Origin of the sequence: Pseudomonas sp. FP1742, from assembly GCF_030687145.1 — a bacterium.
Lineage (GTDB): Bacteria > Pseudomonadota > Gammaproteobacteria > Pseudomonadales > Pseudomonadaceae > Aquipseudomonas > Aquipseudomonas frederiksbergensis_D.
In genome coordinates this window covers 139,190-153,614 of record NZ_CP117460.1, presented here as the reverse complement: position 1 = coordinate 153,614, position 14,425 = coordinate 139,190, and the positions used below count along the sequence as shown (strand labels likewise).

The following is a 14,425-nucleotide window of genomic DNA, read 5'->3' as shown; positions in this document are numbered from 1 at the left end:
CACTCTTGGCTAACAGTTGAAATGGGGCAGGACTCAATTCATCCCAGGCAGCTGGACCTTGGGCTTCACGTCATTTTGCACAACGGATGCCAACGGTGCGACTACGCCCTGACTTTTGAGCAATTCGCCCATGGTCGCCTTGATTCGGTACTGAGTAAATAACTGAATGTTTTTGATCTCGACCAGCCGACGGGAAGCGGTGAACAGCTCGTTTTCACTGTCGAGCAGGTCAAGCAGTGTCCGCTCGCCGAGGCTGAATTGCTTCTGATACGCGCCGCGCACGCTGGCGCTGCGATCGACATATTGCTGGGCGATCGGCACCTGGGCGTTGGCGTTGTTCAGGGCATTCCAGGCCAGGCCCAGTTCTTCATTCAACACGCGCAGGGCGTTGTTGCGAATATCCAGCGCCTGGTTCGACAGGTAGGACTTGGATTCCAGATCGGCCTTGTTGCTGCCACCGGCGAACAAATTGAAGCGCATGCGCAGCATGGCCTGCCATTCGTTGTTGTGCCCGTTCTGCCCATCAAGGTCGTTGTCGGCGGTGCGGCCCAGCTCGGCATCGAAGCGCGGATAGAAGCTCGACTTGGCGGCTTCGTACTGTTTCTCGGCAGCAGCGATATCGGATTCGGCGGAACGCAGGATCGGGCTGTTTTCCAGCATCTGCGCCCGTGCCTCATTCAGGTTGGCCGGCAACAGCGCCATGAAATCGGCAGGCCGCTCCAGTTGATCGGGCATCTGGCCGACGGCGCTGAGGAAGTTGGTCTCGGCGTCAGCCAGGTTGGTCTGCTCGGTAATCAGGTTGTTGCGGGCCTGGGCCATACGCGCTTCGGCCTGATCGAGGTCGGCGCCGCTGCCCACGCCGCGCTGGGTGCGCAACTTGATCTGATCAAAAATCCGTTCGTGGTTTTTCAGGTTGTCTTCGGCCAGACGCACGAATTCGCGGCGGGTCAGCACGTCGAGATAGACCTGCGCGACAGTCAGCGCGGTGCGTTCCGAAGTGCCCAGCAAGGAATAAGCGCGGGAATTAACGGTGGCTTGTTGACGCCCGACTTCACTGGACGTCGCAAAACCGTCAAAAACCATTTGCGACAGACGTAAACTTGACTCGCTACGGTTCAGCGTTTCCCAGTGATTGCTGTTGCCAGCGGCACGGGTGGTAACGCTGTCGGTGCCTTCACGACCATAACCGCCCAGCAGGTCGACCTTTGGCAGGTATCCACCTTTTGCAGCCTTTAATTGATAATCCGCGGCCAGCCGACTGTTGACCGCTGCCTGGATTTCCGGGTGGACATCCAGTGCCTGTTGCATGGCCTGCGGAAGGGTTTGCGCCTGAACAACGCTGGCGGCAAAGGCGAAGGGTAGAACCTTGAACAGGTGCAAACGCATAGTTGGAATTTCCCGGGACTTCTTGTCTTGAATCACTGCAGAACATGGCGCTGCATCGCATGATGGCAACCGGAATGACCGTATGTCGGAAAGTTCAAAATCGGAACTGGATCACACGCTGTAGGACAGGTCGCCGCTTAAATATCAATGTGACATTACCTGGACGATTGTTTAGGATGGCTCCCATAAGGTCAATAGTTTGGCATAAAGTTAATTTCGAAAAAATATAGCCAAATTATTGACAGTTTTATCGTCAAAGTTATGTATCGAATTTTGTAAGAACGTCCAGCCCGATCGGCGAACCCGCCCGAGCGGTTCATGGAAGTCAACTGAACGTGACACCCGGAGAGTCTTCAATGAGCAGTGTTGTTGCCGTCGTCAAAAGCATTGTTGGTCAGGTTTTCGCGGTGTCCCCAGAGGGCATCCGCCGCGTACTCGTTGAAGGCGACCGATTGTTTGTGGGCGACCAGGTGGACACCGGTGCCGCCGGCGCCATCACCCTCGAACTGGCTGACGGCCGGACCCTGGACCTGGGCCGCGACACTCAGTGGAGCGGCAGCAATCCGGACTCCAGCACCGACCTTGCGCAAGCCACCGCACAAGCGGCGCCATCGGTTGACGAACTGCAGCAAGCCATCGCCGCCGGCGCCGACCCGACCACCGCGCTTGAAGCCACCGCAGCCGGCCCGACCGCCGCGAGCGCGGGCGGCGCTGCCGGTGGCGGCCACAGCTTCGTGGCCCTGGAGGCAACCGCTGCCCGGGTTGACCCGACCATTGGCTTCCCGACCGCAGGCCTCGCCACTGCGGCTTCGGCAACACAAAACACTACCGGCGGCCAGACGGCCGATACCAGCACCAATGCCCTGCGTGAATCAACCCTGAGCCTGAGCGCCACGCCGACCATCACCGAGGCCGGTGGCGTGCTGGTTTACACTGCGACCCTGACCCAGGCGCCGCTGACCGACCTGACCATCACCCTGTCCAACGGCGCGGTGATCGTGATCACCGCTGGCCAGACCACCGGCACCGTCAACGTTCCGCTGGCGCCGAACGACACTGTTTATAACGATCCGACCCAGATCGACGTGACCGTCACCGGCACCACGGGCGGCAGCGGTATCGTGGTCACCCCGCCGACCGTTCCGGCCGTGACCCAGGTTACCGACACCGTCGACACCACCACCGTCACACTGACAGCGGGCGCAAACGTCACTGAAGGTGGCCAGATCACCTACACCGCCACCCTGACCAATCCGGCGCAAACGCCGGTTACCGTCACCTTGTCCAACGGCTCGATCATCACCATCGCCGCTGGCAACACCACCGGCAGCGTGAACGTTCCGACGCCGGCCAATGACGTCTACAACAACGGCAGCACCGTCAGCACCACGATCACCGGCGCTACCGGCGGCAACTTCGAGAACCTGGTGCCGAACCCGACGCCGGCGGTCACCACCATTACCGACTCGGTCGACAGTACCGGCCTGACCCTGACCGCCACCGGCAGCGTCACTGAAGGCGGCCAGATCACCTACACCGCCACCCTGACCAACCCGGCGCAGACGCCAGTCACCGTCACCCTGTCCAATGGTTCGACCATCACCATCGAAGCCGGAAAAACCACCGGCTCCGTGAACGTCGAAACCCCGGCCAATGACGTCTACAACAACGGCAGCACCGTCAGCACCACGATCACCGGTGCGACCGGTGGCAACTTCGAGAACCTCGTACCGAGCACCACGCCGGCCGTCACCACCATTACCGACTCGATCGACAACACCGGCCTGAGCCTCAGCGCCACCGGCAGCGTTGTCGAAGGCGGCCAGATCACTTACACCGCTACCCTGACCAACCCGGCTGGCACGCCGATGACCGTGACCTTGAGCAATGGCTCGGTCATTACCATCGAAGCGGGCAAGACCACCGGCAGCGTGACCGTCGATACCCCGGCCAACGACGTCTATAACAACGGCAGCACCGTCAGCACCACGATCACCGGCACCACCGGCGGCAACTTCGAGAACCTCGTACCGAGCACCACGCCGGCCGTCACCACCATTACCGACTCGATCGACAACACCGGCCTGAGCCTCAGCGCCACTGGCAGCGTTGTCGAAGGCGGCCAGATCACCTACACCGCCACCCTGACCAATCCGGCCGGCACACCGATGACCGTGACCTTGAGCAATGGCTCGGTCATTACCATCGAAGCGGGCAAGACCACCGGCAGCGTGACAGTCGATACCCCGGCCAACGACGTCTACAACAATGGCAGCACCGTCAGCACCACGATCACCGGCACCACCGGCGGTAATTTCGAGCAACTGACCCCGAGCACCGAGCCGGCACTCACCACCATCACCGATTCGAAAGACGACACCGGCCTGAGCCTGTCGGCGTCCACCGAAGTGGCCGAAGGTGGTCAGATTCTGTACACCGCGACCCTGACCAATCCGGCGGGCACGCCAGTCACCGTGACCTTGAGCAACGGGGCCGTGATCACCATCGCTGCAGGTGCGACTACTGGCAGCGTGAGCGTCGCCGCCCCTGCCGATGACGTTTATAAAGATGCCGGCCAGGTTGAAGTAACGATCAAGGATGCGACGGGCGGCAATTTCGAGAATCTGGTGCCTAGCACTGCCCCGGCAGTCACCACCGTCACCGATACCATCGACACCAGCACCGTTTCGCTGACTGCGACCGCGAACGTGGCTGAAGGCGGCACCGTGGTGTACACCGCGTCCGTCACTGCTCCGGTGACTGGTTCGCCAGTGGTTGTGACCCTGTCCAACGGCCAGACCATTACCATTCCGGTCGGCGCCAGCAGCGGCTCTGTCAATTTTGTTGCACCCAACGATGCGTTGGCCGGTGGCGGCTCCTTGAGCGTCAAGATCGACGACGCCAAGGGCGGCAACTACGAGAAGCTGGAAGTCGACGGCAAGTCGGCGGATACCTCGGTGACTGATACCCCGGACACCACTAACCTGTCGCTCACTGCGACCGGCACTGTAGATGAAGGCGGTCAGATCACCTATACGGCGACCCTGACCAATGCCGCCGGCACACCGGTCACCGTGACCCTGAGCAATGGCGCCGTGATCACCATCGACGCCGGCAAAACCACCGGTTCCGTAACCGTCGATGCGCCGAAGGACGACGTCTATAAAGATGCCGGAACCGTTGAAGCGACCATCAAAGACGCAACCGGTGGCAACTTCGAGAACCTGGTAACCAGCAATACGCCTGCGGTCACTACCGTCAACGACACCATCGATACCAGCACCGTTTCGCTGACTGCGACTGCGAACGTCGCCGAAGGCGGCACCGTGGTGTACACAGCGTCCGTATCGGCACCGGTCACCGGTTCGCCAGTCGTCGTGACCCTGTCGAACGGCCAGACCATCACCATTCCGGTCGGCGCGAGCAGCGGCTCTGTTAACTTTGTTGCACCCAACGATGCCCTTGCCGGTGGCGGTTCGCTGAGCGTCAAGATCGACGATGCCAAGGGCGGCAACTACGAGAAGCTGGAAGTCGACGGCAAGTCGGCGGATACCTCGGTGACCGACACCCCGGACACCACGACCCTCAGCTTGTCGGCGACCGATTCGGTCGCCGAAGGCGGTTCCATCGTTTACACCGCTACCCTGACCAACGCCGCCGGCACACCGGTCACCGTGACCTTGAGCAACGGTGCCGTGATCACCATCGCTGCTGGCGCCACCAGCGGCAGCGTGACCGTCGATGCACCGAAGGATGACGTCTATAAAGACGCCGGAACCGTTGAAGCGACCATCAAAGACGCAACCGGTGGCAACTTCGAGAACCTGGTGCCAAGCACCACCCCGGCAGTCACCACCGTCACCGATACCATCGACACTTCGACCGTGAACCTGACCGCAACGTCTGCCGTTGCTGAAGGCGGCACCGTGGTGTACACCGCGTCCGTGTCGGCACCGGTCACCGGTTCGCCAGTCGTCGTGACCCTGTCCAACGGCCAGACCATCACCATTCCGGTCGGCGCGAGCAGCGGTTCTGTCAATTTCGTTGCACCCAACGATGCGTTGGCCGGTGGCGGTTCCTTGAGCGTCAAGATTGACGATGCCAAGGGCGGTAACTACGAGAAGCTGGAAGTCGACGGCAAGTCGGCCGATACCTCAGTAACTGATACCCCGGACACCACCACCCTCAGCCTGAGCGCCACCAACTCGGTCGCCGAAGGTGGCCAGATCACTTACACCGCGACCCTGACCAACGCCGCCGGCACACCGGTCACCGTGACCTTGAGCAACGGCGCCGTGATCACCATCGACGCCGGTAAAACCACTGGCACCGTGACCGTCCCGGCTCCATCTGATGACGTTTACAAAGACGCGGGCACGGTCCAGGCGACCATCTCCACCGCCACCGGTGGCAATTTCGAAAACCTGGTGCCGAGCACTACCCCGGCAGTCACCACTGTCACCGATACCATCGACACCAGCACCGTTTCGCTGAGTGCCACGGCGAACGTCGCTGAAGGCGGCACCGTGGTGTACACCGCGTCCGTCACTGCTCCGGTGACTGGTTCGCCAGTGGTTGTGACCCTGTCGAATGGCCAGACCATTACCATTCCGGTCGGCGCGAGCAGCGCCAGCGTCAATTTCACCGCGCCGAACGATGCGTTGGCCGGTGGCGGTTCCTTGAGCGTCAAGATTGACGATGCCAAGGGCGGTAACTACGAGAAACTGGAAGTCGACGGCAAGTCGGCGGATACCTCGGTGACCGACACCCCGGACACCACCACCCTCAGCCTGTCGGCGACCGACTCGGTCGCCGAAGGCGGTTCCATCGTTTACACCGCGACCCTGACCAACGCCGCCGGCACACCGGTCACCGTCACGCTGAGCAACGGTGCCGTGATCACCATCGCTGCTGGCGCCACCAGCGGCAGCGTGACCGTCCCAGCTCCATCTGATGACGTTTACAAAGACGCGGGCACGGTCCAGGCGACCATCTCCACCGCCACCGGTGGCAACTTCGAGAACCTGGTGCCGAGCACCACCCCGGCAGTCACCACCGTCACCGATACCATCGACACCAGCACCGTTTCGCTGACTGCCACGGCGAACGTCGCTGAAGGCGGCACCGTGGTGTACACCGCGTCCGTCACTGCTCCGGTGACTGGTTCGCCAGTGGTTGTGACCCTGTCGAATGGCCAGACCATTACCATTCCGGTCGGCGCGAGCAGCGCCAGCGTCAATTTCACCGCGCCGAACGATGCGTTGGCCGGTGGCGGTTCCTTGAGCGTCAAGATTGACGATGCCAAGGGCGGTAACTACGAGAAACTGGAAGTCGACGGCAAGTCGGCGGATACCTCGGTGACCGACACCCCGGACACCACCACCCTCAGCCTGTCGGCGACCGACTCGGTCGCCGAAGGCGGTTCCATCGTTTACACCGCGACCCTGACCAACGCCGCCGGCACACCGGTCACCGTCACGCTGAGCAACGGTGCCGTGATCACCATCGCTGCTGGCGCCACCAGCGGCAGCGTGACCGTCCCAGCTCCATCTGATGACGTTTACAAAGACGCGGGCACGGTCCAGGCGACCATCTCCACCGCCACCGGTGGCAACTTCGAGAACCTGGTGCCGAGCACCACCCCGGCAGTCACCACCGTCACCGATACCATCGACACCAGCACCGTTTCGCTGACTGCCACGGCGAACGTCGCTGAAGGCGGCACCGTAGTGTACACCGCGTCCGTCACTGCTCCGGTGACTGGTTCGCCAGTGGTTGTGACCCTGTCGAATGGCCAGACCATTACCATTCCGGTCGGCGCGAGCAGCGCCAGCGTCAATTTCACCGCGCCGAACGATGCGTTGGCCGGTGGCGGTTCCTTGAGCGTCAAGATTGACGATGCCAAGGGCGGTAACTACGAGAAACTGGAAGTCGACGGCAAGTCGGCGGATACCTCGGTGACCGACACCCCGGACACCACGACCCTCAGCTTGTCGGCAACCGACTCGGTAGCCGAAGGTGGCCAGATCACTTACACCGCGACCCTGACCAACGCCGCCGGCACACCGGTCACCGTGACCTTGTCGAACGGCGCCGTGATCACCATCGACGCCGGCAAAACCACTGGCACGGTGACCGTTCCGGCTCCATCCGATGACGTTTACAACGACGCGGGCACTGTCCAGGCGACCATCTCCACCGCCACCGGTGGCAATTTCGAAAACCTGGTACCGAGCACTGCCCCGGCAGTCACCACCGTCACCGATACCATCGACACCTCGACCGTCACCCTGAACGCCACCGCTTCGGCGGCGGAAGGCGGCACCGTCACTTACACCGCGACCGTCGGCGCGCCGGTGACTGGCAGCCCGGTCACCGTGTCCCTGGCCAACGGCCAGACGATCACCATCGACGTCGGTAAAACCACCGGTACCGTGACCACCGCCGCGCCGAACGACGCATTGACCGGCCATGCTCCACTGACCAACTCGATCACCAACGTCAGCGGCGGCAACTACGAAAATCTGGTGGCAGACAAAACGCCGGTCAGCACCACCGTGACCGACACCGTCGACACCACCAACCTCAGCCTGAGCGCCACCAACTCGGTCGCCGAAGGCGGTCAGATCACTTACACCGCAACCCTGACCAACGCTGCCGGTACACCGGTCACCGTGACGTTGAGCAACGGCGCCGTGATCACCATCGATGCCGGTAAAACCACCGGCACGGTGACCGTCCCGGCTCCATCTGATGACGTTTACAAAGATGCGGGCACGGTCCAGGCCACCATCTCTACCGCCACCGGTGGCAATTTCGAGAACCTGGTGCCGAGCATTGCCCCGGCAGTCACCACTGTCACCGATACCATCGACACCAGCACCGTTTCGCTGAGTGCCACGGCGAACGTCGCCGAAGGCGGCACCGTGGTGTACACCGCTTCGGTCACTGCTCCGGTGACTGGCTCGCCAGTGGTTGTGACCCTGTCCAATGGCCAGACCATTACCATTCCGGTCGGCGCGAGCAGCGGCTCTGTTAATTTTGTTGCACCCAACGACGCGTTGGCCGGCGGCAACTCCCTGAGCGTCAAGATCGACGATGCCAAGGGCGGCAACTACGAGAAGTTGGAAGTCGACGGCAAGTCGGCGGACACCTCGGTGACCGACACTGCTGACACCACCAACCTCAGCCTGAGCGCCACCAACTCGGTAGCCGAAGGTGGCCAGATCACTTACACCGCGACCCTGACCAATGCCGCCGGTACGCCAGTGACCGTCACGCTGAGCAATGGCGCCGTGATCACTATCGACGCCGGTAAAACCACCGGCACCGTCACCGTCCCGGCTCCGTCCGATGACGTTTACAAAGATGCGGGCACGGTCCAGGCGACCATCTCCACCGCCACCGGTGGCAATTTCGAGAATCTAGTGCCGAGCACTGCCCCGGCGGTCACCACCGTTACCGACACGATCGACACCAGTACCGTTTCGCTGACTGCAACCGCGAACGTCGCCGAAGGCGGCACCGTCACTTACACCGCAACCGTCGGTGCACCAGTGACCGGTAGCCCGGTCACTGTGTCCCTGGCCAACGGCCAGACGATCACCATCGATGTCGGCAAAACCACCGGTACCGTGACCACCGCCGCGCCGAACGACGCGTTGACCGGCCATGCTCCGCTGACCAACTCGATCACCAACGTCAGCGGCGGCAACTACGAGAACCTGGTAGCGGACAAAACGCCGGTCAGCACCACTGTGACCGACACACCGGACACCACCACTCTCAGCCTGAGCGCGACCGACTCGGTGGCTGAAGGCGGTTCCATCGTTTACACCGCGACCCTGACCAATGCCGCCGGCACACCGGTCACCGTGACCCTGTCGAACGGCGCAGTGATCACCATCGCCGCCGGCGCCACCAGTGGCAGCGTGACTGTCGATGCACCAAAGGACGACGTCTACAAGGACGCTGGGCAAGTCGAAGTCACGATCAAGGATGCCGCAGGCGGCAACTTTGAAAACCTGGCCACCAGCCCAGCGGCAGCGGTCACCACCGTTACCGATACCATCGACACCAGCACCGTTTCGCTGACTGCGACCGCGAACGTGGCCGAAGGCGGCACCGTGGTGTACACCGCGTCCGTGTCGGCACCGGTGACTGGCTCGCCGGTGGTTGTGACCCTGTCCAACGGCCAGACCATTACCATTCCGGTCGGCGCGAGCAGCGGTTCTGTCAATTTCGTTGCACCCAACGATGCGTTGGCCGGTGGCGGTTCCTTGAGCGTCAAGATTGACGATGCCAAGGGCGGTAACTACGAGAAGCTGGAAGTCGACGGCAAGTCGGCGGATACCTCGGTGACCGACACCCCGGACACCACGACCCTCAGCTTGTCGGCAACCGACTCGGTAGCCGAAGGCGGCTCGATTGTTTACACCGCAACCTTGACCAATCCGGCGGGCACGCCAGTGACCGTGACGCTGAGCAACGGCGCCGTGATCACCATCGACGCCGGCAAAACCACCGGCACCGTCACCGTCCCGGCTCCATCCGATGACGTTTACAAAGATGCGGGCACGGTCCAGGCGACCATCTCCACCGCCACCGGTGGCAATTTCGAGAATCTGGTGCCGAGCACTGCCCCGGCGGTCACCACCGTTACCGACACGATCGACACCAGTACCGTTTCGCTGACTGCAACCGCGAACGTCGCCGAAGGCGGCACCGTCACTTACACCGCGACCGTCGGTGCACCAGTGACCGGTAGCCCGGTCACTGTGTCCCTGGCCAACGGCCAGACGATCACCATCGACGTCGGCAAAACCACCGGTACCGTGACCACCGCCGCGCCGAACGACGCATTGACCGGCCATGCTCCACTGACCAACTCGATCACCAACGTCAGCGGTGGCAATTACGAGAACCTGGTGGCGGACAAAACGCCGGTCAGCACCACCGTGACCGACACCGTCGACACCACCAACCTCAGCCTGAGCGCATCCAACTCGGTAGCCGAAGGCGGTTCGATCGTTTACACCGCAACCCTGACCAACGCTGCCGGCACACCGGTCACCGTGACCTTGTCGAACGGCGCCGTGATCACCATCGACGCCGGCAAAACCACTGGCACGGTGACCGTTCCGGCTCCATCCGATGACGTTTACAACGACGCGGGTACTGTCCAGGCGACCATCTCCACCGCCACCGGTGGCAATTTCGAAAACCTGGTACCGAGCACTGCCCCGGCGGTTACCACCGTCACCGATACCATCGACAAAACCGAAGTCAGCATCAGCGGCAGTACCTCGGTGACCGAAGGCCAGACCGCCAGTTACACCGTCAGCCTGACCCACCCGGCGCAGACCGAAGTGACCCTGAAAATCGTCTACAGCGGCACCGCCGCCGACGGTTCGGACTTCACCGGCGTGTACACCGTGAAGATCCCGGCCGGCGCCAGTAGCGCGAGCTTCAACGTCGCGACGCTGGACGACAAGCTCACCGAGGGCACCGAAAACTTTGTGGTCAAGATCGACTCGGCCACCGGCGGCAACTTCGAAAACCTCGCGGTCAGCAGCACCAACGGCAGCGTCAGCACCTCGATCATCGACAACGATGCCGCGCCGGTTCTCGACCTGGACGCCAACAACTCCAGCGGCGCCACCGGGGCCAACTACAACGTGACCTTCACCGAAGGCACCACCGGCCAGGGCGTCTCGATCGGCGACACCGACCTGAGCATCACCGACCCGGACAGCACCATGCTGACCGGCGCCACCATCGTGCTGACCAACCGTCAGCCGGGCGATGCGCTGAACCTGGGCAACAGCGTCAATGGCATCAGCATCAACGCCAATAGCCAGAACGGCACGGTCACCCTGACGCTGTCGGGCAACGCGACGCTGGCCGACTACATGCAGCAGATCAAAAACATCAGCTTCACCAACAGCAGTGAGGATCCGAGCACCGTGCCGCGGATCATCACCGTGACGGTGACCGATGGCAGCAATTACTCCAACACCGCGACCACCACCGTCAACGTGGTGGCCGTGAATGACGCACCGACCGCCGCGCCGGTTAACGTCACCGGCACCGAAGACACACCGTTGATCCTCGGCTGGTCGACCTTCGGCGTCAGCGATGTCGACAGCCCGACCGCCAACCTGGGGGTGAAAATCACTCAGCTGCCGGGCGACGGCAAATTGCAGTACCTGGACGGTGCGACCTGGAAAGATGTAACGACCAACCAGACCATCAGCAAGGCCGACATCGACGCCGGCAAGTTGCGCTTCACGCCGGATGCCAACGAATCGGGTGTTGATGGCTATAACGGCAGCGGCGTGGGCAATAACCAGGCGGACTACGCGCAGATCAAGTTCCAGCCCACCGACGGTCAACTGTTGGGCAACACCGGCACGGTGAAAATCGACATCACACCGGTTGCCGACGCGCCATCCCTGAGCGTCGCGGATAACAGCGTCAAGTCCACCGGCCTGATCAAGGAAGTCTGGACCGGCCTGTCAGGCCTGGGCACCGATGGTAGTGGCGCGCCGTCCGGCACGCTGAAATCGGTCATCGACGCCGCAGGCACTCCGAACTCCACCGGCACCGTGACCAACGTCCAGTCCGACGGCGGCGTCACCGCCGGCACGGCCTCGAAAACATCCGGCCTGATCTACCTGGAAGCCGGCAAGACGTACACCTTCAGCGGTACCGGCGATGACAGCCTGTTGGTGACCATCGGTGGCCAGAACGTGGCCGCGACGACTTGGGGTGCAGGTGGCAAGCTGAATGGTTCGTTCACCCCGACCACCAGCGGTTACTACACCCTGGACATCTACCACCACAACCAGAGCGGCCCCGGCAGCTATGACGTCAACCTGTCGGTCAACGGCGGTACAGCGGTCGACCTGAGCAGCGCCGGCGTGCCGCTGTACACCGGCGTCGCGGATCTGGCCGCCTCTGGCGTGACGGTTTCCGACCTGCACGGCACCAATGGCGAAGGCTACTACAACGGCTACAAGCTCAACGAAGGCGCCGAAGGCACCAGCGTTCACCTGTCCGCGATCAAGACCGCACTGACCGACACCGACGGCTCTGAAAGCCTGAACGTGAAGATCAGCGGCATGCCGGCGGGCTCCGTGCTCAGCGATGGCGCGGGCCACACCTTCACCACCACCAACGGCGAAGCCAACGTTACCGGCTGGAACCTCGGCAGCCTGACCGTCACCCCGCCGCCGTACTACAACGGCCAGTTCACCCTGACCGTGACCTCGACGTCCACCGAAGCACTCGGCGGTTCGGCACTGAGCACCGCGCAGATTCCGGTCACGGTATACCCGGCGGTCTACAACGCCGTGACCGCCACGGCGGCCGACGACACGGTCACCGGCACCGACGGCAACGACATCATGGTCGCCGACATCGGCGGGCTGACCGTGGTGCCGGGCACCAATTACAACATCGCGTTCATGGTCGACAGCTCGGGCAGCATGAGCAGCACGTCGATCAACGCCGCCAAGGATTCGCTGACGGCGGTGTTCAACACCCTCAAGCAAAGCCTGGGCGGCAACTCCGGGACCGTGAATATTTTCCTGGTGGACTTCGATACCCAGGTCAACAAATCGGTGTCGGTGAACCTGAACGACCCGAACGCGCTGACCTTGCTCAAATCCGTTCTGGATTCGATGTCGTCCGGCGGCGGCACCAACTACGAGGACGTGTTCAAAACCACGGCCAACTGGTTCCAGAGTGCCGACGCCCTTGCCAACACCGGTGCGAAGAACCTCACGTACTTCATCACCGACGGCAAGCCGACCTACTACCAGAGCGGTGAGCAGACCAACCCGACCTTGTATGGCAACGTGAAGCTCGATGACGTCGTCACCACCACCAACTACAAGTTGGGGCAGACCTATTCCAACTACCTGGACAGCACTCACTACCTGAGCATCGACAGCGCCGGCAACGTCACGCTGCAGACGCTGAAAAATTCGGGGCGTTGGAGCAGTTCTGAACTGGGCACCCTGCATGCCGAGGGTAACGGTACGTACGAACTGTCCTACCGCGATGGCACCGGCGGCAGCACCGATTCCACTACCATCGACAACTCCAGCAGCAGCTTCACGTTGCTGAGCAACGTGTCGACGGTGGAGGCCATCGGCCTGAACAAGGACGTCACCCTCACCGACCTCAAACCGTACGACTCGGATCAAACGCCACAAACCAACATCGACCCCAAAGACCTGGCCAACTCGATCATCGGCCATACTGAAGCGACAATGCCGGGTGCCGATACGGTCAGCGGCGGTGACGGCAACGACATCCTGTTCGGCGATCTGGTGAGCTTCAATGGCATTGCCGGCGAGGGTTATCAGGCGATGCAGGCGTTCGTCGCCCAGCAAACCGGCGTCGACGTCAGCAAAGTCACCACCAGCAACGTGCACCAGTACATCACCGAGCACTACACCGCGTTCGACGTGTCTGGCGCCCACGATGGTAACGACACGCTGCTGGGTGGCGCGGGCAATGACATTCTCTTCGGCCAGGGCGGCAACGACCTCCTCGACGGCGGCAAGGGCAATGACATCCTGCTCGGCGGCACCGGCAATGACTCGCTGATCGGCGGTCAAGGCAACGACATCCTGATCGGCGGCTCGGGTGCCGACACCTTCATCTGGAAGGCTGGCGACACCGGCAGCGACGTGATCAAGGACTTCAAGGCCAGCGAAGGCGACCGCATCGACCTGCGTGATTTGTTGCAGGGTGAAAGCGGCAGCACCATCGACCACTTCCTGAAGATCACCACCGTGGACGGCGTGTCGTCCCTGCAAGTCAGCTCCGCCGGTAAGTTCAACGGCGCCGACGCCGCAGCGGCCACCCCGGATGTGACGATCAAACTGGAAGGTAACAATTGGTCCAGCGCCAGCATCAACTCGCTGATTGCCGGCAGTGACCCGACCATCAAGATCGATCACAACAACAGCTGATATGCAGGCTGACGGCCGCCCATACCGGGCGGTCGTCAAGTATGCGCACACCT

Annotated in this window: 2 protein-coding genes; one reads left to right on the top strand and one right to left on the bottom strand. The window is 62.2% G+C overall.

The window, feature by feature from the left end; all coding sequences use genetic code 11:
* Nucleotides 1-33: 33 nt before the first annotated feature.
* Complete coding sequence (locus PSH64_RS00660) at nt 34-1,386, bottom strand: TolC family outer membrane protein (RefSeq protein WP_105347515.1); 1,353 nt, start codon at nt 1,384-1,386, stop codon at nt 34-36.
* Nucleotides 1,387-1,742: 356 nt separating this feature from the next.
* Between PSH64_RS00660 and PSH64_RS00655 the strand changes: the two genes are divergently transcribed.
* Complete coding sequence (locus tag PSH64_RS00655; protein ID WP_305479587.1) at nt 1,743-14,372, top strand: retention module-containing protein; 12,630 nt, start codon at nt 1,743-1,745, stop codon at nt 14,370-14,372.
* Nucleotides 14,373-14,425 lie beyond the last annotated feature (53 nt).

Bases quoted from the DNA above. Each gene is read 5' to 3' on its own strand.
- PSH64_RS00660 (WP_105347515.1), bottom strand. From the start codon at position 1,386: ATGCGTTTGCACCTGTTCAAGGTTCTACCCTTCGCCTTTGCCGCCAGC.
- PSH64_RS00655 (WP_305479587.1), top strand. From the start codon at position 1,743: ATGAGCAGTGTTGTTGCCGTCGTCAAAAGCATTGTTGGTCAGGTTTTC.